At 60.9% G+C, this 21,439-nt stretch carries 21 protein-coding genes; 15 read left to right on the top strand and 6 right to left on the bottom strand.

Annotated elements, in window-relative coordinates:
- Positions 1–65 precede the first annotated feature (65 nt).
- The 4 genes from K3727_14055 to K3727_14070 form a co-directional block, all read right to left on the bottom strand.
- A complete protein-coding gene (locus K3727_14055) occupies positions 66–656 on the bottom strand; it encodes a YeeE/YedE family protein (protein UWQ89918.1) in 591 nt (196 codons plus the stop codon).
- A 3-nt stretch (positions 657–659) separates the two neighbouring features.
- Positions 660–1,211 carry a YeeE/YedE family protein gene (locus K3727_14060; protein ID UWQ89919.1) on the bottom strand — a complete coding sequence of 184 codons (552 nt, stop codon included), beginning with the start codon at positions 1,209–1,211 and terminating at the stop codon, positions 660–662.
- A 225-nt stretch (positions 1,212–1,436) separates the two neighbouring features.
- On the bottom strand, positions 1,437–2,693 hold the full coding sequence (locus K3727_14065; GenBank protein UWQ89920.1) for a VWA domain-containing protein: 1,257 nt from the start codon (positions 2,691–2,693) through the stop codon (positions 1,437–1,439).
- 60 nt (positions 2,694–2,753) lie between these two features.
- Positions 2,754–3,665, bottom strand: a complete 912-nt coding sequence (locus tag K3727_14070; GenBank protein UWQ89921.1) for a MoxR family ATPase — start codon at positions 3,663–3,665, stop codon at positions 2,754–2,756.
- Between the two features lie 276 nt (positions 3,666–3,941).
- Here K3727_14070 and K3727_14075 point away from each other — a divergent pair, with 276 nt between their 5' ends.
- The 6 genes from K3727_14075 (at position 3,942) to K3727_14100 (ending at position 11,299) form a co-directional block, all read left to right on the top strand.
- Complete coding sequence (locus K3727_14075; GenBank protein ID UWQ89922.1) at positions 3,942–4,991, top strand: glycosyltransferase family 2 protein; 1,050 nt, start codon at positions 3,942–3,944, stop codon at positions 4,989–4,991.
- A complete protein-coding gene (locus K3727_14080; GenBank protein ID UWQ89923.1) occupies positions 4,988–5,683 on the top strand; it encodes a sulfotransferase family protein in 696 nt (231 codons plus the stop codon). Before K3727_14075 ends, K3727_14080 begins: the two co-directional genes overlap by 4 nt.
- Before the next feature lie 3 nt (positions 5,684–5,686).
- Positions 5,687–8,080, top strand: coding sequence for a glycosyltransferase family 2 protein (locus tag K3727_14085; protein UWQ89924.1), 2,394 nt, complete (start codon positions 5,687–5,689; stop codon positions 8,078–8,080).
- Positions 8,081–8,083: 3 nt separating this feature from the next.
- On the top strand, positions 8,084–8,791 hold the full coding sequence (locus tag K3727_14090; GenBank protein UWQ89925.1) for an FkbM family methyltransferase: 708 nt from the start codon (positions 8,084–8,086) through the stop codon (positions 8,789–8,791).
- A 4-nt stretch (positions 8,792–8,795) separates the two neighbouring features.
- Complete coding sequence (locus K3727_14095; protein UWQ89926.1) at positions 8,796–9,848, top strand: glycosyltransferase family 2 protein; 1,053 nt, start codon at positions 8,796–8,798, stop codon at positions 9,846–9,848.
- A gap of 491 nt (positions 9,849–10,339) precedes the next feature.
- Entirely contained in the window at positions 10,340–11,299 is a 960-nt protein-coding gene (locus K3727_14100) for a phosphoadenosine phosphosulfate reductase (protein ID UWQ89927.1), read from the top strand.
- Between the two features lie 48 nt (positions 11,300–11,347).
- Here K3727_14100 and K3727_14105 read toward each other — a convergent pair whose 3' ends face one another.
- Positions 11,348–11,785, bottom strand: a complete 438-nt coding sequence (locus K3727_14105; GenBank protein ID UWQ89928.1) for a hypothetical protein — start codon at positions 11,783–11,785, stop codon at positions 11,348–11,350.
- A 191-nt stretch (positions 11,786–11,976) separates the two neighbouring features.
- Between K3727_14105 and pyrC the strand changes: the two genes are divergently transcribed.
- The 4 genes from pyrC (at position 11,977) to K3727_14125 (ending at position 16,077) form a co-directional block, all read left to right on the top strand.
- The gene (gene pyrC, locus K3727_14110) at positions 11,977–13,020 is read left to right on the top strand and encodes a dihydroorotase (protein UWQ89929.1); all 1,044 of its coding nucleotides are present in this window, start codon (positions 11,977–11,979) and stop codon (positions 13,018–13,020) included.
- A gap of 99 nt (positions 13,021–13,119) precedes the next feature.
- Positions 13,120–13,800, top strand: a complete 681-nt coding sequence (locus K3727_14115) for an orotate phosphoribosyltransferase (protein UWQ89930.1) — start codon at positions 13,120–13,122, stop codon at positions 13,798–13,800.
- A 220-nt stretch (positions 13,801–14,020) separates the two neighbouring features.
- Positions 14,021–15,520 carry a replicative DNA helicase gene (locus K3727_14120; protein UWQ89931.1) on the top strand — a complete coding sequence of 500 codons (1,500 nt, stop codon included), beginning with the start codon at positions 14,021–14,023 and terminating at the stop codon, positions 15,518–15,520.
- 125 nt (positions 15,521–15,645) lie between these two features.
- Positions 15,646–16,077, top strand: coding sequence for a nuclear transport factor 2 family protein (locus tag K3727_14125; GenBank protein UWQ89932.1), 432 nt, complete (start codon positions 15,646–15,648; stop codon positions 16,075–16,077).
- Between the two features lie 6 nt (positions 16,078–16,083).
- On the opposite strand, the gene K3727_14130 is transcribed toward K3727_14125, so the two are convergent.
- On the bottom strand, positions 16,084–16,836 hold the full coding sequence (locus tag K3727_14130) for a sulfite exporter TauE/SafE family protein (protein ID UWQ89933.1): 753 nt from the start codon (positions 16,834–16,836) through the stop codon (positions 16,084–16,086).
- A gap of 222 nt (positions 16,837–17,058) precedes the next feature.
- Here K3727_14130 and K3727_14135 point away from each other — a divergent pair, with 222 nt between their 5' ends.
- From K3727_14135 to K3727_14155, 5 genes are all read left to right on the top strand, one after another.
- Entirely contained in the window at positions 17,059–18,012 is a 954-nt protein-coding gene (locus K3727_14135) for an isopenicillin N synthase family oxygenase (GenBank protein ID UWQ89934.1), read from the top strand.
- A gap of 30 nt (positions 18,013–18,042) precedes the next feature.
- Positions 18,043–19,077, top strand: a complete 1,035-nt coding sequence (gene alr, locus K3727_14140) for an alanine racemase (GenBank protein UWQ89935.1) — start codon at positions 18,043–18,045, stop codon at positions 19,075–19,077.
- A gap of 8 nt (positions 19,078–19,085) precedes the next feature.
- Positions 19,086–19,868 (top strand): ABC transporter permease, encoded by a 783-nt coding sequence (locus K3727_14145; protein ID UWQ93387.1) that lies wholly within the window; start codon positions 19,086–19,088, stop codon positions 19,866–19,868.
- Entirely contained in the window at positions 19,865–20,611 is a 747-nt protein-coding gene (locus K3727_14150) for an ATP-binding cassette domain-containing protein (protein ID UWQ89936.1), read from the top strand. The genes K3727_14145 and K3727_14150 overlap by 4 nt, the downstream gene beginning before the upstream one ends.
- A gap of 304 nt (positions 20,612–20,915) precedes the next feature.
- A complete protein-coding gene (locus K3727_14155) occupies positions 20,916–21,362 on the top strand; it encodes a paraquat-inducible protein A (protein UWQ89937.1) in 447 nt (148 codons plus the stop codon).
- Positions 21,363–21,439 lie beyond the last annotated feature (77 nt).

Here is a 21,439-nt window from a genome sequence, read left to right on the forward strand (position 1 = left end):
TCGCTGCTGCATGGCCCGCACGCCCGGGCCATGACGGAGAGTTGCCGCTCTCCGATCTGATGGGATTATTCGGCCGGTTGCGCCCCGGGCTTTTGCCCTGTCAACCGCTCTGGCAGGGCAAAGGCCAGAGCCACAAACCCCAATCCCAGCACCAGCCCCAGAACATCGCCGGGCAAGGCGGTCACACCGTCAAATTTGGACCCCGGGACGGTGCCCAATGTCACCTTGCCACCCCAGATCTTGTCCAGAAGGCCGCTGGCCTTCCAGCTGGGATAGGTCACCATATAGGCCGCCGCCCCGAGCAATCCGCCGGCAATGAAAAACAGCGCGTCCTTGCGCCCGGAGGCCGCAGCAACCACGCCAGTGCCCGGGCAAAATCCCGATACGGCCCAGCCCGCGCCCAACATCAAACCGCCAAGAAACACGCCGACATAGGCGGTTTTGACCGACATGTGGCCCACATCGACCAGCCCCAGCATCTGACCACCAAACATCAACACCGACCCGGTGCCAATCGCCAACAGGATGGATTTCGCCAGATTCAGGTTGGTCAGGTTCAGCATCTTGCCGATCAAGGTCGGGTTCGACGCCCCCACCCGGTCCAGCGCCGCACCAAAGGCCAACCCCAAAACGATCGCGAGAAGAATTGAACTCATGACTTACACCTCCCGTTTGAACAGAATGAGCGATACCGGCACCGCCGCGCCAAAGGCGCCCAGCGCAAAAAGATACCCCGACATCGACGTCTGCATCATCCCCGACATCATGTGACCCGAAGTGCACCCCCCGGCCAGCCGCGCGCCATACAGCACGATGAACCCGCCCAGAAACGCGGCCATATTGCGTTTGATCCGACTGTCGCCAAAATTGGCCCGCCACAGCGCGGGCATGCTCCGTTCCGCGGCGTCCAGCCCACCACGCGCCATCACCGACAGGAACCCACCCACCGCCATGGCAACCACAAAGACAAAGCTGTAGTTCAGCGGATTGGCGACATTCTTGGCGTATTTGCCACCCGATTTGGCCAGATAGGCATTCGAGGAGGTGTATCCGTCCTCCACCTGGGTCACCATATCCGGGTTCACGGCATCCCCCAGAATTCCATTCAAAATGACAAATTGGGTCGACACACCAATCGGTTTCACCAGCAGCACGGCCAGGAAAAAGACCAGCCCCAGCAGCAGACCCCCTGCTTTCCAGTTGAGCGGCATGAGATTTCCTTTGCAAGAGTTACATTCCTTATTCAGAATATATAACACATTCCAAATTTAGAATGATATAGATCAAACTCCAAAAATCCCGGCACCGACGCCACGTCTTGTGCTTCTTTCTGGTGAAAAATACCTCGGGGGTCCGGGGGGGGCCGGAGGGGTGTCCGGGGGCAGCGCCCCCGGCGATCATCCCTGCCTCAGCCCTGGCTCAGCCACGATTGCCCCCTAGGACATCATCCGCAACAGCCGCGCCTTTTCGCCCACATCATCGGAACGCGATATCACCTCGGCCAACTCTTCGAGCGAGGCGATGGAATGACCCGCGCGAAAACTGTCCACATGTGGCAGCATGGCGCGAATGCCCTGGGCTTTGGGGGCAAACCCGTCCCAGCGCAACAGCGGATTCAGCCAGATCAGACGCCGCGCCGACAGGGTCAGACGCTGCATTTCCCGGCTCAGCGCGTCAGGGTCATCGCGGTCCAGCCCGTCGGTGATCAACAGCACAACCGCCCCCCGCCCCATCACCCGGCGCGACCAGTCGCGGTTAAAGCTGTGCAGGCATTGCCCGATCCGTGTGCCGCCTTCCCAATCCTGTGCTTCTGCTCCGGCGGCGGCCAATGCGGCATCCACATCCCTCTGACGCAGGTGGCGGGTGATATTGGTCAGCCGTGTGCCAAAGGTAAACGCATGGACCTTGGCCCAACCGGCACCTTTGGCGTTCGAAACGGCATGGAGAAAATGCAGTATCACACGGCTATATTGGCTCATCGATCCGGAGATATCGCAAAGAACAACCAGATTGGGCCAACGTTCTCGCGGGGTGGCACGGGCCATGTCGCGCAATTCACCGCCCTGGCGCAGGGACTGGCGCAGGGTCCGGTGCCAATCCGGATGCTGCCCCAGCAGGGCCACCTGACGCCGACGCGATTTGATCGGCTTCACCGGCAACTGCAGCTGCGCCAGCATCCGCTTGGCGCGGGCGACCTCTTCGGTGCTCATCTGTTCGAAATCGAGACTGCGCAGACGCTCTTCGGCCGAAATGGTCATCGAAGCATCCACTTCGATCTCGGTTCCGTCTTCCTCTTCCTCGCCTGCCGGGGCCTCCTCGGGGCGGATGCCATCCAACAGCGCCTCGGCGGCCCGTTTTTCGCCGGGATCAGCGGCGCGCTCCTCCTGCACCCCGCGAATGGCGGGCAACATCGCCGCCATCATATGTTCCAGATACTGCGGGTTGCGCCAATACAGCCGAAACACCTGCGCAAAGACCGTGCGATGCTCGGGTTTGGACACGAAACAGGCGTGCAGCGCCCAATAAAAATCATCCCGAGAGGTGAACCCGGCGGCGGCCACGGCCCCGATCGCGTCGATCACCCGGCCCGGCCCAATGGGCAGTCCCGCCTTGCGCAGCGCGCGGGCGAAATGGGTGATGTTCTGGGCCAGCTTGGGCTCATCCGGCAGGGTCAGTTCGGGGTATTCAGGCATCGGACGCCTCATGGGGGCTCTGCCCGCATCCCCCGGGGATGTTTCCGGCAAGAGCAAACATCAGACCGGTTCCAGCGACGCTTTGGCCTGATCCAGAATACGTTTGGCCTCGGACCCTTGCAGGCGGGCAATGTCGTCCTGGTATTTCAGGATCGCGCCCAATGTGTCGGCGATCACCTCCGGGCTGAGCGTCACCACATCCAGCGCCAACAGACAATTGGCCCAGTCGATGGTTTCGGCCACTCCCGGTTTCTTGAACAGGTCTTCGGTGCGCAGGGATTGGACAAAGGCCACCACCTCGCGGCTCAGCTGGTCCGAGGCCGCTGGCGCGCGGGCGTTCAGAATGTCCACTTCGCGCGCGAAATCGGGATAATCCACCCAATGATACAGACAGCGCCGTTTCAATGCGTCATGCACCTCGCGGGTGCGGTTCGAGGTCAGGATGACAATCGGCGGTTCGGCGGCCTTGATCGTGCCCAGCTCCGGGATGGTCACCTGAAAATCGCTCAGCGCTTCGAGCAGGAACGCCTCGAACGGTTCGTCGGTGCGGTCGAGCTCGTCGATCAGCAGCACCGGCGCACGTCCCTGTTCGTCCGGCTGCATGGCCTGCAACAACGGGCGGCGCACCAGAAAATCATCGCTGAACAATTCGGCCTGCAACGCGGCCCGGTCCGCGCCGCCTGCCGCCTCGGCGGTGCGGATGGCGATCATCTGAGCCGCAAAATTCCATTCATAGACAGCCGACGACGCATCCAGCCCCTCATAGCATTGCAACCGGATCAGGCGGCGGTCCAACCCGGCGGCCAGCGCCTTGGCGATCTCGGTCTTGCCCACGCCCGCTTCGCCCTCCAGAAACAGCGGCCGCCCCAATTTGAGCGACAGGAACACGACCGTGGCCAGCGCCCGGCCACAGACATAATTCTGTTCGTCCAGCATCTGCTGCACGGCGTCGATGGATTGTGGTAGCTGCATGTGCCCTCCGTCCCGGTTGCCGTATCAGCCCATGCACTCCCCGCAACGTCAAGCCGGGTCATCACGTCACTTGCGCACATCCCGGTCAGACAGGACCCGTTGTCCCACCAGCAATGAAACAATCTGCCTAAAGATTGACGGAATCCGCCGAAAATGTAATGAATTGGGAAACAATAATCAGGTATCCACCGCTGTGAACGGGTGGGGCCACAAGGCGGAACGAGCAATGCCCAGATTGACGGCCCGCACGGGCAGGAAATGGTTTGGAGGTGCGGCATGCGCATCACCGCGGTAACATGTGTCAAGAACGAAGGGCCGTTCCTGTTGGAGTGGATCGCCTATAACCGCGTGATCGGGGTCACCGATTTCCTGTTTTATTCCAATGATTGTTCGGACGGGACAGACCGTCTGTTGGACACGCTGGCCGACCGTGGTCTGGTTCAGCATCTGCCCAACCCGGCCCAAGGGCGCAATTACCAGATGGAGGCGCTGAAAGACGCGCGCAAACACAACGTGGTGGCGAACGCCGATTGGGTGTGGATTGCGGATGTGGATGAGTTCCTGAACATTCATGCGGGCGATCACACCATCCCGGCCCTGATCGCCGCCTGCGGGGCCGAACGCCAGGCCATTTCGGTGAATTTCCAGTTTTTTGCCAATGACGACATCGACGCGTTTGTCGATGAACCGGTGATTGCCCAATTCACCCGCTGTCACAATCCGGACCTGTGGTGTGGCGAATCCTCGGTCGAAGTCAAATCCCTGGTCCGCCAGGATTTTCCGCTGCAATATTATGGGGCGCACCGGCCGTTTTTCAAAGGCAACCTGGCCAAGAAGAAACACCCCAGCTGGTCGGATGCCTCAGGGCGCGATGTCCCGCATCGCTTTCTGGTGGCGGCCAATCCGCGCCGGATCCGCAAATTTCCCGCCCGTGGCAGTCGTGCGTTTGCGACGTTGAACCACTATGCGTTGCGCTCGCTCGACAGCTATCTGGTCAAAAACGACCGCGGCGACGTGAACCGGGAAAACCGCGCCTTTGACGACACCTATTGGCGCGAACGCAACGACCCCGCCTGGCAGGATCCGTCGATCCAGCGGATGCTGCCCGCATTGGAGGCCGAATTGGCCAGGCTGAAATCCGACCCCGAGATTGCCGCCTGCCATGCAGAGGCCGTGCAGCTGCATCTGGCCAAACGGGACGAACTGATGGCACAGCCGACCTATCAGGAGATGCGCAAACAGCTGAAGCACGCCTCCAAGATGCCCCCACAGGAAGAAGCCCTGTTGCGCGATTTGGGCCTGATGGAAGAGGCAGCCCCGGCATGAGCATTCAGGTGGTCAATCTGGGTTTGCCGAAATCGGGCACCACCACCTTGGCCCGCGCTCTGCGCGAGGCGGGATACGAGGTGGCCGATCATCGCTTTGGCCGCAAGGCGCTGCCGCATCCGACGCTGCGCATGGCCTTTGTCGCGGAGCGCATCTATCAGGGCTATTTCGAAACCGGCGATCCGATGGCGCGGCTGATCGGCGTCGAGGCCATTTCCGAAATGTCGATGCTGCGCGGCGACAGTTCCCTGTGGCCACAGATGGATTTCGCCCTGATCCTGGCAATCAAGACGCATCATCCGAACGTGAAATTCCTGGCCTCGCGTCGCGATGCATTCGCAATGTCCAAATCCATGCTGGCCTGGTCCAACCTGGGCACCACGCGCCTGCCGATGGCCCAGATCCCGGGGCTGCCAGCGGGATATGGTCAGACGACCAAGGAACGGATGCAGTGGATTGACGGGCATTACACCGCGCTGGCGGCGTTTTTTGCCGGGCGAGACGACTTTTTGGAATTCGAGATTTCAGACCCCGACGCACCCCACCGGATCGGCGCGTTTCTGGGACGCGACCTGCCCTGGTGGGGCAAATTGAACGCCAATCCGATCCTGACCACAGACAGCGACCCGGCCCGTTCACAAGACAGCGCACAGGCCAGTTCACAGGCCAGCTCACAAGAAGGCGTGTCATAACCCATGCGGATTTACCTTCATATCGGTCTGGAACAGGTGGGTGCCGACCGGCTGCAAAAAGTGCTGGATGACAAGCGCGAGCAATTGCGTGGCAAGGGCATTCTGTTCCCCCGCGCGCCGGGGGCCAAGAACCACACACGTCTTTATATGGCGGTCACAGACCCGGACCATGTCGATCCCCTGCGGTTCAATCGCGGCTTCATTGCCGCCGACAAACAGAAAATGTTGCGTGAAAAGCTGGCCGAAGATCTGGCGCGCGATGTGGCGCAATACAAACCCGACACGCTGATCCTGTCGGCCTCGCAATTGTGCACGCTGCACCGCGAAAGCGAGCTGGAACAGCTGCACGATCTGCTGGAACCACTGTCCCCCGACATTCGCATCATTGCCCATGTCGACGAACAGGCCCGGCTGCTGGCGCGCCATTACGGCGCTCAGGTCATGGAGGGGCGCGCCGCGCCGTTGACGCGCGATCTCGCTTTGGCCGGTGATGACAATTGGTGGGAGGCCTGCCTGGACACCTGTAGTCCCATCGACCCGGCGGCGGGTCTGTTCGAAGAGACCCAGGGCGCGCCCTATTGGCTGGATTACCCGGCCTTGGTCCGCCACTGGGAGAGCGTCTTTGGCTCCGGTACGGTGACCCTGCGCCCCTATGATGCGGACCGGTTTTATGGCGCAGAGGCCACCGAAGAGCTGCGCGAGATGTTTGACATTTCCGACACCATCGGGCGCGCCGTTCCGGCCCGCCGTCCCACCGATTTCCCGGCCGCGTGGGTGGCGCGGGGGCGGCAATTGAATGACCTGCTGCTCACGGTGCTGGCCGGGCGCAAATACATTCTGCCCCGCCCTCTGTGGCGCAGCTTTCTGAACGAAATTTCGCTGGACGGTCCGGCCATCGACGCCGGTGCTCTGCGCGTGGTGAGCGATCATTTCTCTGACATCAACGCCGATCTGATCGCGGACCACCCGACCCTCGCTCCCTCTGTGTTTGCGCCTGACCCGGGCGCGGATCCCTGGACCGAATGTGATCCCGGCATGGGGTATCGGGCCTCGCAGTATCTGTTGGCGTTTCTGTTTCGCATCCAAAAGGCCACCCGCGAGGAACGCAAGACCAAGGGCGCTGATCTGGCCAGGATGCAGCCTCCCATCCGCGCTGAGAAATCGGCTCAACCGGCCCCACCCCCGCCGGAAAGACACCGCGCCCCCAACACCCTGTCGCCAGCCGCCCAAAAGATCCTGCCGCCTTTGGCCGTCAAGAATTTCGAGATGCTGCAAACTTCGTCGTTCAAACCGCACAACAAACTGGGCGCTGTGAACGAAGAAGAACTGGCCGCCGCCTATGACGCCGTGCCGATGCGCACCCTGCCCGACGGGCACAGCGGCAATGTCATTGTCGGCTGCATGAAAAACGAAGCCCCCTATATCGTCGAATGGGTCGCCTATCACCGGGCCATGGGCGTCGACAATTTCCTGATCTACACCAATGACTGCACGGACGGCACCAGCGAAATTCTGGACCGCCTGCAGGACATGGGCATCCTGCAACATCGCAACAACGACAATTGGAAGGGCAATTCGCCCCAGCAATACGCGCTCAATCAGGCGCTCAAGGAACCGGTGATCAAAAATGCCGACTGGATCATCCATATCGACGTGGATGAATTCATGAACGTGCGCTGCGGCAATGGCACGCTTCAGGATTTCTTTGATGCGGTGCCCGACGCCACCAATGTGGCGATGACCTGGCGGCTGTTCGGCCACAATGGCGTCACCCGGCTGGCGGACGAATTTGTCATCGACCAATTCGACACCTGCGCCCCAAAGTTCTGCCCCAAACCGCATACGGTCTGGGGGTTCAAGACCATGTTCCGCAATATCGGCGCCTATGAAAAGATCAGCTGCCACCGCCCCAACAAGCTGGACCAAGGGTTCAAGAACAAGGTGAAATGGGTCAACGGATCCGGGCGCGACATGACCGGGGAAGCCGCAGAAAACGGCTGGCGCAGTTCCAAGAAATCCATTGGCTACGATTTGCTGCAACTGAACCACTATGCCCTGCGCAGTGCCGAAAGTTTCCTGATCAAACGCCAACGCGGCCGCGCGCTGCATGTGGATCGTTCGATCGGGATCAATTACTGGATCCGCATGGATTGGTCGGACTGGCGCGACATCACCATCAAACGCAACCTGCCGCGCCTACGGGCCGAATATGATCGGTTGATGGCCGATGATCAGCTGCGGTATTGGCACAACAAAGGCCTGGCCTGGCACCGGAGCAAAGCCGATGAGCTGCACGGGATGGAGGAATTCCGCGAGCTGTACGAACAGGCGCTCAAAATCGACCTGACCGAAACCGAACGTGTGGCCTATGCGCTCGCGCTTGACCTGGAGAGCTGACTTTTGCCTGACACCAGCACCAAGACCCCCACTTTTCGTGACAAATCCTATATCGAATCCCGGGGCATTCGCTTTCCCAAGGACGGGGTGTTCATCACCGGCCTGATCCGCGGGTCGCTCCGGTCTGGCGAATACGAGGCCAAAGAGGCAGCCGCCGTGCTCAAGGCCGTGCAGGACGGCGATACCGTGATGGAGCTGGGGGCCGGTGTCGGCTTTATTTCGTCCCTGGTTGCCATCCACAAAAACGTCAAGGCAGTCCACGCCTTTGAGGCAAACCCGCAGCTGATCCCCTATATCAAAAGCGTCTATGCTGAAAACAACATCACCAACGCCCATATCCACAATGCCATTCTGGGGCCGGAAAAAGGCACGGCGACCTTTTTTGTGCGCCAGAACTTCCTGTCCTCCTCCCTGACGCGAGAGGACGCCGACGGCGTGATCGCCGAAGAAACCATTGAAATCCGCGAAACCCGGGCGACCTCACAGGAGATCCGCCCCGATGTGTTGATCTGCGACATCGAAGGGGCCGAACAATTTGTCATTCCGGATATGGACCTGTCCAGCGTCCGGGTCGCAATTCTGGAACTGCATCCCCAATGGATCGGGTCAAAAGGTGTGGCAGCGGTCTTTCAGACGATGATGGCGGCCGGGCTGGTGTATTTCCCGAAATGGTCACACGCCAAGGTCGTAGTCTTTAGAAGAGATTGGTAAGCCCGTGAACATCCTTGCCGTTCTGACCGTACGCAACGAAGCGGCGTTCCTGCTGGAATGGCTGGCGCATCATCGGGCCGTCGGGTTCACGAATTTCCTGGTGTTTTCAAATGATTGCCAGGATGGCACCGATGTGATGCTGGACCAATTGCAAAGCCTGGGTCATCTGACCCATGTGCGCAATGACGGTCCCTATGAACAGGGCGGCATCCAGTTCACCGCGCTGAAACGGGCCTCTCGGATGAAACCGGTGAAACACGCCGACTGGATCCTGCCGCTGGACGTGGATGAATTCGTCAATATCCACACAGGTGACGGCACCGTCCAGGCGCTGCTGGCAGCCCTTCCGGATGCGGATGCGATCACGTTGACCTGGCGATTGTTCGGCAATGCGGATGTGCTGCGCTTTGCGGATCGCCCCATCACCGCGCAATTCACCAAATGCGCCCCCGAGATCCTGTATTGGCCGTGGCGGGCGGCGATGTTCAAGACGCTGTATCGCAATGATGGAACTTATGGCAAACTGGGCGTGCACCGACCCCGATCACCGGATCAGGACCGTCTGGAAACCTGTCGCTGGTTCGACTGCGCCGGGCGCGAACTGGACCAGCAATTCCGCACCAAACGGATCTTCTCCAACTATGGCCGCCCCAATTTTGACCTCGCCCAGCTGAACCACTACCCGCTGGGATCAATGGAAAGTTACGTGCTCAAGGCCGATCGCGGGCGGGCGGTGCATTCGGACCATCTTCTGGATGTGGATTATTGGGTCGAACGCAATTTCAACGGCGATACCGACACCAGCATCACCCGCTACGACGATGCCCGCCGCGCAGGTGTTGCACAGCTGATGTCCGACCCGGAGCTGTCCCGCCTGCACACCGCAGCCGTGGCCTGGCGCCAGGCCCGGTTTCTGGCGCTGATGGAGCAGGAACCCTATCGCGCCCTGTTTGCCCGATTGATGATGACCCCCCCGTCGCGGCCCATCAATGCAGCCACGGCCCAGACCCTGACCGGTTTTGCCAATCTGGGACGGCGCAAGGCCAACAACAGCTGATCCGCGGCCGTCACCGCGCCTGATATGTCCCGCCTGATGTGTCCCACCTGATGTATCCCGCACCAAAATGCTCCTGATCGATGGGCTCCCGCCCGCCCGGCCTGCATCACAGATGCCGGCCGGGCCGTTGGGCGTGGCATCGCACAGGCCAGCCTGCGCGATGCGGGCGCACCATGAGAGGCCGGCCCGACCCCAGAGACACGCCGGGGCAGCATCTGATCAGCGATCTGTTACAACACTCTGATCGGCGATCCATGCGAGGGCAGCAGTCCGATACGCCCCCGCCCCGGTTCCTCTATCGATCCCTCCACCGTCCTTTCCCCTGGCCCATGTCGCTGACCTCTCCCCTTGCCCGTGTCGCTTGCCCATGTTGCTGCCGGTAAAAGCCCGAAACCGGAACCATTTCTTTCCCATTTTGGCCTCATTCTGGATTTAGATCTGATCCCAGCAACCAGCCCGTCCAGTGGTTGGAGCCTTTGAGGATTGAAACGATGCAGGATGGATTGAACGCCTTGGATGAATCGCTTGCCGACCTGAGTGTCAGCGAGTGGAAAGCCCGTATGGCGGAGCTTGCCGAAGAACACGGCATGTTTCAATCTTTGGGCGACAAGCATTTTGCCAGCTTCATTGACCAGAACAACACGCTGCTCGTGACCTTTGAAACGGTCCAGGGAATCCGCAATCTGTCGGAGCTGGCCCAGCCATTGGGGTTTGATCTGGTCAAGACCAGAGGCTGGTCCCATCTGTGTTTCGTATCGGACGGCGATACCTGGTTTCGGGACAATCGGATCTATGGCTTTTTTGACCAGCTGATCGACGATGGCTTCTTTGAAGATTTTGACAATGTTGTGTTTTATGGAGCTGGCCCCTGTGGCTATGCTGCGGCCGCGTTTTCCGTGGCCGCGCCCGGTGCCACGGTTGTTGCCATTCAGCCCCAGGCCACGCTGGACCCGCGCATGACCGAATGGGATGACCGGTTCATCGAAATGCGCCGCACCGATTTCACCAGCCGGTTCGGCTATGCCCCCGACATGCTGGACGCGGCGGACCGGGCCTTTATCCTGTATGATCCGCGCCAGGATCTGGACGCGATGCATTCGGCCCTGTTTGACCGCCCCAACGTCGAACGCCTGCGCATGCCCAACATGGGCGCGACCCTGCAGACCCGGTTGATCGACATGCAGATCCTTTATCGGGTGTTGTCGCTTGCAGGGTCGGGGCGGCTGACCCGCACGGCCTTTTACAAATTATATCGCACCCGTCGTGACAATCTGGACTATCTGCGCGGGCTGATGTCGGTGCTGGACGGCAATGAACGCCCCTATCTGAACATGTTGCTGTGTCGCAATGTGACCTCGCGCATGCGGGCGCGCCGGTTCCGTCGTCGCCTGGTCGAGCTGACCCAACAGGCAGAGGCAGGTGATTTCACCCCACCGCCTCAAGTCAGCTGACAACAGAGAGACGCGCCATCACAGCCCGCTGGAGATCGCCGGAGAGTCTCAGCCGGTCTGGAGCAGCCTGAGACGGACATGGTGACGCCAGCGATAGATGACCCACGCCCAGGCCGCGACCAAAGGCGTCGACCACCCCGCGTCAATCTCGATCCGATCCAGCAATCGGGACCCCAAGGGATCTGGATGCACCTGGAGACTGTGAACCAGCCGGTGCACCCCAAAACCATCCTCGTCAGAGGTCATGCAGCGTGTTTTGGGATCACAGGACACCACCCGCATGCGATAGGGCATCCGGGGGAAAATCCCGAATACGGAAATCGCCACGTCGATGACCTGCCCGGCCTGCACCGGCCCCGACGGCAGATGATCGAACTGAACCCAGGGTTTGGTCACCGCATCCAGCGTGTCCAGATCCGTCACCAGCGCAAACAGGCGGTCGGGATCAACCGGATATCTGTGTTCGAATGTCAGGGTCCTGGGCATGTTTTTCCTCGCCCTTGCAACCTGCCCTCTCGATCCGCCGGACGAAACCGCGCATTTTGCCTCGCCCGATGCAAAACTTGCCGGGCCGGGGGCAAAATTTGCCGCGCCGGGGGTAAATTTTGCCGGGCAGGAGACCGCCGGGGCCCGCATCCCCTCTTTTCCGGCAGCACGGTCCATGCTAGGGGCTGCGCATGACCCAGACCCTGACAATCCGCCGCCCCGACGACTGGCATCTGCACTTGCGCGATGGCGCGATGTTGCAGGCCGTTCTGCCCGAAACCGCCCGCCATTTCGGGCGCGCCATCATCATGCCGAACCTGGTGCCCCCCGTGGTCACCGGCGCGGATGCGAGCGCGTACCGTGACCGCATCCTGGCGGCGCTGCCTGACACCATGCAGTTCGAACCGCTGATGACGCTGTATCTGACCGAAAACACAGACCCGGCGGATGTGGCCGCAGCCCATGCCAGCGGGCTGATCAAGGCGGTCAAGCTGTACCCGGCCGGGGCAACCACCAATTCATCCTCGGGCGTGGCCAATTTCGACAAGGTCCGCGGCGTTCTGGAAACCATGGCCGAAATCGGTCTGCCCCTGTGCGTGCATGGCGAAGTCACCGACGCCGAGATCGATATCTTTGACCGCGAAGCCGTGTTCATCGACCGCATTCTGGATCCGCTGCGCCGTGCCACCCCGGGTCTGCGCGTGGTCATGGAACATATCACCACAGCCAATGGTGTGGACTATGTGAAATCCAACGCCGCCGATCTGGGCGCGACCATCACCACGCACCACCTGATCATCAACCGCAACCACATTCTGGTTGGCGGGATCAAACCACATTACTATTGCCTGCCCGTTGCCAAACGCGAAGAACACCGCCTGGCGTTGCGCGCGGCGGCCACTTCCGGGGACGCACGGTTTTTCCTGGGCACCGACTCGGCGCCGCACACGGATCCGAACAAGGAAAGCGCCTGTGGCTGCGCCGGCTGTTTCACCGCGACCAACACCATGTCGTTGTTGGCACATGTGTTTGACGAAGACGGCGCACTGGATCAGCTCGAGGCGTTCGCATCGCTCAACGGTCCAGCCTTCTACGGCCTGCCAGTGAACCAAGGCACCCTGTCCCTGACCCGGACTGAACACCCGGTGCATGTGCCCGAAAAAATCGAAACGGGGGACGGCCCGGTCACTGTCTTTGACCCCGGCTTCCCTGTGCATTGGCACGTCACCGCCTGACGGTGGAAAATTCTTGCAAAGAATTTTACCAAGGCTTTTAGATAAAAGCCTTGGCCCCCGACACCGGTCCACGCAAAGACCCGAGCAAAGGATAGCCCCATGATCCCCTCCTCCTACCCGTCCCGCGAAGAAATCGCCCGCCTGTCCGCCCGGATGTTGCTGGAAATCGGTGCCGTGAATTTCAACACGGACACGCCCTATATCCTGGCGTCGGGCCTGCCATCGCCCAGCTATATCGACTGCCGCAAGCTGATCTCCTATCCGCGCATTCGCAGCACGCTGATGGATTTCATGACCGTCACCGTGATGCGCAATGCCGGGTTCGAGGCGTTTGACAATATCGCCGGTGGCGAAACTGCGGGCATCCCTTTTGCCGCCCTGGTTGCCGAACGCATGGCGCTGCCCATGACCTATGTGCGCAAGAAGCCCAAAGGATACGGCCGCAACGCCCGGATCGAGGGCGCAATGAGCGAAGGCGAACGGGTGCTGCTGGTCGAAGATCTGACCACCGATGGCGGATCGAAACTGTCGTTTGTTGATGCGATCCGTGAAACCGGCGCCACCTGCGGACACACAGCGGTGATTTTCTATTACGACATCTTCCCCGAAACCACCAAGACCCTGGGCGACCATGGCGTCGAACTGCATTACCTGTGCACCTGGTGGGATGTCCTGGCCGAAGCCCGCGCCCAAGCGGCATTCAGCGTTGAAACCCTGGACGAAGTCGAAAAATTCCTGCGCGACCCGCGCGCCTGGCAGGACGCCAACAAACCGGCCTGACCCCAGCCATTGACCCTACGGAAGCCTTTTCGCTCCGACCGGTCAAACCCGAACATCACAACAAGATATTGACGCCAGACACCTTTGGGCGTCAATATCATGTTGGACGGACGTTATTCACAGCCTGTCCCCAGAAAACATACAATTTGCCCGTGGCCCGTCGATTGAGCTAAGACAGCGGCCTATGCGGGATGGGTTAACGGGGGCAAAGAGAGCAGCAATGAACGAGATCACCAGTTTCGACGGCAACCAGCCCCCTCTGCCCGCGGAAACCACCGAAGCCGCGACCCTGCCCCATTCGGTCGAGGCGGAACAACAGCTGCTGGGCGCGATTCTGACCAACAATGACGTCTATGACCGCGTCGCCTCGATCATCAATTCGGGCCATTTCTATGACCCGGTTCACGCGCGGATCTATGAAATTGCCGCCGCGCGGATTTCCAAGAACGCGCTGGCCTCGCCGGTCACGCTCAAGGCGTTCATGGAAGACGACGAGGGTCTCAAGGAACTGGGTGGTCCCGCCTATCTGGCCAAACTGGCCGGTGCCTCGATCAGCGCCTTTGCGGTGCGCGACTATGCCCAGATGATCTATGATCTGGCGATCCGGCGCGAATTGATCGGTCTGGGCCAGGAGATTTCTGGCAAGGCGCGCAAGGTCGACGTGGCATCCGAGCCACGCGAACAGATCGTCGAGGCCGAACAGGCGCTGTATCAGCTGGCCGAACAGGGTCAGACCGAAAGCGGGTTCAAATCGTTCCTCAAGGCCGTCACCGAAGCCGTCAATGTCACCAACGAAGCCTATCAGCGCGGCGGTGGCATGGCCGGGATTTCCACCGGGCTGGCCGATCTCGACAAACAGCTGGGTGGCTTGCACCCCTCGGATCTGTTGATCCTGGCCGGTCGTCCGTCGATGGGGAAAACCTCGCTCGCAACCAACATCGCCTTTAACGTGGCCAAGGCCTATAAACGCGGGGCCAAATCCGATGGCTCCGAAGGCGCGGTGGATGGCGGCGTGGTCGGGTTCTTCTCGCTCGAGATGAGCGCCGAACAGCTGGCGGGCCGGATCCTGGCCGAAGCCTCGGAAATTTCCAGCCACAAGATCCGCCAGGGTGACATGACCGAAGGCGAATTCCGCCGCTTTGTGCAGGCCGCCAAGGATCTCGAAGCCTGTCCTTTGTTCATCGACGACACCCCCGCCATTCCGATCTCGCAACTTGCGGCGCGGGCGCGACGCCTGAAGCGGACCCATGGGCTGGATCTGTTGGTGATCGACTATCTTCAGCTGTGCCGGGGCATGGCCGAAAACCGCGTCAACGAAATCGCCGAGATTTCCATGGGCATGAAGGCGATCGCCAAGGAATTGAACATCCCCGTCATCGCCCTGTCCCAGCTGTCGCGTCAGGTGGAAAACCGCGACGACAAACGCCCGCAGCTGTCGGACCTGCGGGAATCGGGGTCGATCGAACAGGACGCCGACGTCGTGATGTTCGTGTTCCGCGAAGAATATTACAAGGAACGCGAAAAACCCGGTGATCACGAGGTCGAAAAGACCGAAGAATGGATCCAGGCCATGGAACGCCTGCATGGCAAGGCCGAGGTCATCGTTGGCAAACAGCGTCACGGTCCCATCGGCACCGTTGAACTGTCGTTCGAAGCGCAGTTCACCCGCTTTGGCAACCTTGCCAAACCCTGGCAGCAGGGCGAAGACGGCGGGTATTGATCCGCCTCGGACAGCCGGGAGGCTTCTGACCGAATGTGACGCACTGTCACCCTTGATTCCAAGCTCCTCCGGGGGCTTGAATTCCTTTGAAAACAACAAAGACCGGTCACTTCAAAGGATTTCCAATGAGCATACAGGATTTCATGCAGGCCTATCAGCGGGTCTGGGAGGCGCAGGATTCCCAAGGCTTTGCTGCCCTGTTCGCACCAGACGGACAATATTGGAACACCCCGTTTCAGGTCCAGACCGGTCCCACCGAATTGGCCCGCTATTGGGACCGGATCAAACTGCAGCAGGATATTACCCTGACCCCCAGGGTGCTGGCCGAAACCGAAACGGGTGGCGTCGGTCATTGGAATGTCACCTATCAGGTCGCCAGCGAAGAGCTGTTTCAGATCTGGGCCAAATCCACGGGAACCGGCCTGCCCGACCGGCAACCCGGTGACCCTCTGCCCCGGATGGAACTGGATGGGACCTTGGTGGCGGAATTTGACGCCGACGGTCTGGCGACCTGTGTGCGGATCTGGTGGCATTCCAACGCCACAATGCCGACCTAGGGCCAATCAGACCGTGACAAAATAATAGGTGGTCAACACCACCCCGAACCCGATCACTGCCAGGCGCAACCCGCGTTGCGGCACCAGATGCGACAACGCCCCGCCGCCATAGCCACCCACCGTCGCGCCCGCCATCATGATCAACGCCTGGGGCCAGGCCACCGCCGCGCCAAAGCCATAGATCACCACCGCCAACAGGCTGATCCAGCCGATCACGGCGTTTTTCAGCGCATTGGCGGTGTGAAACCGCTCGTATCCGCACAGGATCAATGCCGCCAACATGATCTGTCCCAGCCCGGCCCCAAAATACCCGCCATAGACGGAAAACAGGAACAACAGCGGCCAGATCGCCGCCCGTGTCAGCGAAAATCGCGTCATCTGCTGACGCAACCACGGGGCAAAGGCAAACAACGCCGTCGCCGTCCCCATCAGCCAGGGCACCAGATCGGCAAACACGCCCGCGCCCATCCACAACAGCACCACCGCGCCCAAAACGCCCCCCGCGCCGCAGACCGCCAGCAACGGGATCAACCCGCGCCCGACCGCGCGCAGCTCATCGCGAAACGCTGGCAATGCCGCGATATTGGACGGCACCAAGGCGACGAAATTTGTGGCATTGGCCACCATCGGCGGCAGCCCGGAGGCGATCAGCACCGGAAAGGTAAAGAACGTCGCCCCTCCGGCCACCGCATTCAGCGCCCCGGCCAGACAGCCCGCGCCAAACAACAGCACCACAGACGAGAGAGACAAAATATCCATCCCGGCACCCTAGCTGCTGAAATTGGGCTGGCTAGCCTCTTGACGACACCGATTTCGTCGCCCACAGAATAACGCCATGACTTTGACCCTGACCCCTTTGGCCCCGCGGGAAATCCTGCCACGCCACTATGGCCACCGCCGCAAGCGTTTCGCCGGATAGCGCGGGGGCACCTGCCCCTGCTCCCCTATCCATAGTTTGCGAAACACAAAGGGTTCATCTCCATGACCGAATTTTCTGAAATCCCCGTCATCCGACTGGGGGAACGCTCTGACGCCGATCTGGCCGCAGAATTCCGCGCCGCCTATGGGCTGACCGGCTTTGGCTATATCGAAGACCACGGCATCGACCCCGCCCTGCGCGCCGCTGTTTTTGACGCCTCGGCCCGGTTCCATGCCTTGCCGCTGGAGCAAAAGCTCAAGATCCAGGTCAACACATCCCATCGCGGTTACATCCCGATCAACACCTCGACAGACGTCAATTCTACCCTGGCCGACGTCAAGAAACCGAACCAATCCGCCAGCTTCATGATGATGCGTGAAGACGACCGGGCCGACCCCGACGTCTATTTGTCCGGTGCCAATCAATGGCCCGACCTGGACGGATTCCGCGACACGCTGAACGCCTATGTCACCGCCATGTCCGATCTGAGCCGACGGCTGATGCGGGTGGCGCTGCTCGCGGCCGGGGCCACCGACACATCAATCCTCGGCGCTTTTGACACGCCGACGATCTGGCTGCGCCTGCTGCATTACCCGCCCCAACCCGATACCAGCCCCGATGATCTGTTCGGCTCGGCTCCGCACAATGATTTCGGCTGTCTGACGCTGCTGGCCCAGGACGAAGTCGGCGGCTTGCAGGTGCGCACCCCAGCCGGTCACTGGGTCGATGCCCCCTGGCGTCCCGACGCGCTGGTGGTGAATGTGGGCGACATGCTGAACCGGATGTCCAACGGGCGGCTGCTCTCGACGCCACATCGGGTGATCAACCGGTCCGGGCGTGAACGCTATTCGGTGCCGTTCTTCTTTGATCCGCATGTGAACACCGACATCGCGCCGCTTCCCGGCACCGGAGAACCGCAGTTCGAACCGCTGAAATTCGCCGATTTCCTGCGTGGCGAACTCGAAGCGGCCTATGATGCGCATAAACCTGCGCAAAGTGGGAATAATTCCGCTTGACCCACAGCGTGCCCATGTCATGAAAGCCCCATGAGCACTGCAAGATTGACAATCGACCTCGGCGCGTTGGCCCAGAACTGGCGCGCCCTGGATTCCCTGACCCGCGTTGAAACCGGCGCGGTGGTCAAGGCCAACGGATATGGGCTGGACGCTGGACAGGCGGGCCGCGCGCTTGCCATGGCGGGAGCGCGACGGTTTTTCGTCGCCGTCGCCGAAGAGGGCGTGATATTGCGCCGGGCCCTGGGCCCCGGTCCCGAAATTTCCATTTTCTCGGGCCACTGCGACGGCGACACCGCCATGATCCGCGATCACGACCTGGTTCCGATGCTGAATTCCATCGACCAGATGCTGCGCCATGTGGAATCGCTGCCTGGCCATCCCTTTGGCGTGCAATTGGACAGCGGCATGAACCGGCTGGGCATGGAGCCCGCCGAATGGGCGGCGCTGCGCGACATCGCGCTGGCGCAATCGCCGGTTCTGATCATGTCGCATCTGGCCTGCGCCGACGAAGCCGATCATCCGATGAACGCCCAACAGTTGCGCGTTTTCAAAGAGATGACAGACGGGCTTGATGTGCCCCGATCGCTCGCGGCGACCGGGGGAACCCTGTTGGGCGCGGCCTATCATTTCGACCTGTGCCGCCCCGGTGTCGGCCTGTACGGTGGGTCCCCCTTCGAAGACGCCCAGGCGGTTGTGCATCTGGATCTGCCGGTCATTCAGATCCGCGATGTCGATGCGGGCGAAACCGTGGGCTATTCCAACACCTGGACTGCGCAACGCCCGTCGCGCATCGCCACTGTGGCCGCCGGGTATGCCGACGGATTGATCCGGGCCATGGGCGCACGTGCCGTCACCTTTGCCGGCGACGACGTCTGCCCGATCGTGGGCCGGGTGTCGATGGATCTGATCACCGTCGACGTCACTGACCTGACCGCCGACCCCACCCATCTGACCCTGCTGAACGACCGTCAGACCGTGGACGATCTGGCCGATGCCGCCGGTACCATCGGGTATGAAATCCTCACCTCTCTGGGGGGGCGGTACAAACGCCGGTACATCGGATGAGCACCCATCTGAACCCTTTCGCGCTCTTGGCACGGCTGGGGCGCGCGGTTCTGTTGATGCTGGCCGCCATTGGCCGGGTGTCGCTGTTTGCGCTTGATGCCATCAGCCACATGCTGCGCCCCCCGTTTTATCCGCGTGAATTTGGCAACGCGCTGTTGCAGATCGGCTGGCTGTCGCTGCCGGTTGTCGGGCTCACCGCGATCTTTACCGGTGGCGCGCTGGCGCTCCAGATCTATGCCGGCGGCGCCCGCTTCAATGCCGAAGCCGTGGTGCCCCAGATCGTCGCCATCGGCATGGTGCGTGAATTGGGACCGGTTCTGGTCGGGTTGATGATCGCTGCGCGTGTCACCTCCTCCATCGCCGCCGAAATCGCCACGATGAAGGTCACCGAACAGATCGACGCGCTGGTCACCCTGTCCACGCACCCGATGAAATATCTGGTCGCACCCCGCGTGCTGGCGGCGCTGTTGACCGTGCCTATTCTGGTCGGGGTCGGTGATATCATCGGCATCATGGGCGGCTATACGGTCGCGGTGCAGAACCTCGGCTTCAACCCCGCTGCTTATCTTAAAAATACCGTTGATTTTCTAGAAGTTAGAGACGTTATCTCAAGCTTGGTCAAGGGCTGTGTTTTTGGCGGCATCGCCGCGATGATGGGCTGTTACTACGGCATGCAATCAGGCCGCGGTGCCCAGGGCGTGGGCCGCGCCACCAAAGGTTCGGTCGAGGCCGCCGCCGTTTTGATCCTCGCCGCCAACTTTGTCCTCACAGGGGTGTTCTTCTCGATATGATCAACATGCAGGGCGTCAAAAAATCGTTCGGAGACAACCACGTATTGCGAGGTGTTGATCTGAATATCCCCAAAGGCACATCGTTGGTGATCATCGGCGGCTCCGGGACCGGCAAATCCGTGGCGCTGAAATGTGTTTTGGGGCTGATCAAACCCGACAGCGGCACCATTCTGGTCGATGGCAAACCGGCCGACCGCGGGGACCGGGATAAATTTCTCGCCAAATTCGGCATGTTGTTTCAGGGCGGCGCGCTGTTTGACAGCCTCACCGTCTGGCAGAATGTCGCCTTTCGCCTGCTGCGCGGATCGCTGAAACGCCCGGTGGACGAGGCCCGCGAGATCGCCATCGAGAAACTGCGCCGTGTGGGCCTCAAATCCGATGTCGCCGACCGCCTGCCCGCCGAACTCTCGGGCGGCATGCAAAAACGTGTCGGCCTGGCCCGCGCCATCGCCGCCGAGCCCGAGATCATCTTTTTTGATGAACCCACCACTGGGCTCGACCCGATCATGTCCGGCGTCATCAACGACCTGATCCGCGAGATCGTGGTGGAAATGGGCGCCACCGCCATGACCATCACCCACGACATGTCCTCCGTGCGCGCCATCGCCGACAACGTCGCCATGCTGCACGACGGCGTCATCCAATGGACCGGCCCCGTCGCCGATATGGACGCATCAGGCGATCCCTATCTGGAACAGTTCATTCATGGCCGCGCCGAGGGGCCGATCGAGGCGGTGCGGTAAACTTTGGTGATGTAAACACCTCAAAACGCAGCACTTATTCAGCATTTGCAGGGCCTTTTACGTTCAGAGGCACCTGATGTACCGCTCGGCGTTCCCATTCGGATGACCACGCGCAATTCCCCGCACCCAAAACCATCAGGCCAGCGCCCGTTCGCGGGCGGAAGCAAAGCGCCCGCCCATGGGGGCGGACGGGCGCTGGCCGGGCCGCACGCGACCCGGCAGGGCGAACCCCACGCTCTATTCCCCCTTTTAATTCCGCCGCCAAAGGCACAAGTCTAGCGAAGCAACCAAAATCTGAGCCGCCATGACCCTCCGCCTCCTGACCCTCTCCCTGCTGATCCTCTACCCCATCGCCTGGTTCGCGCCCTTGATGCACGCCGGGCTGTTGCCGATCTTTGGCCTCAGCGAAATCAGCGTGGTGACCGGGTTGCAATCGCTCTGGGCCTCCGACATCGCGTTGGCGCTGCTGGTGACGGTGTTTGCGATCTTTGCGCCCTATCTGAAAACCATCGGACTGGTGCTGGTGCAATGGCATCTGCTGGATCGGCGCGCGCTGCCGGTGCTGCATGTGCTGGGCAAACTGGCGATGGCCGACATCTTTCTGATCGCGCTCTACATCACCCTGGCCAAAGGCATTTCCTATGCCACCATCGAAACCGGCTGGGGGCTGTATTTGTTTTCCGGCTGTGTGCTGGCCGGGCTTGGTCTCGGGATTGTGACCGACCGGCAAAAGCCTGAATTCATGGAATAATTGCCTGGATCCCCTCGGATGTGTATCGTTGTTAACATTATCGGGCAGCGACATGCATTCATTCGGGTGGGACCGGG

The sequence above is a fragment of the Rhodobacteraceae bacterium M382 genome, from assembly GCA_025141015.1.
Lineage (GTDB): Bacteria > Pseudomonadota > Alphaproteobacteria > Rhodobacterales > Rhodobacteraceae > Aliisedimentitalea > Aliisedimentitalea scapharcae.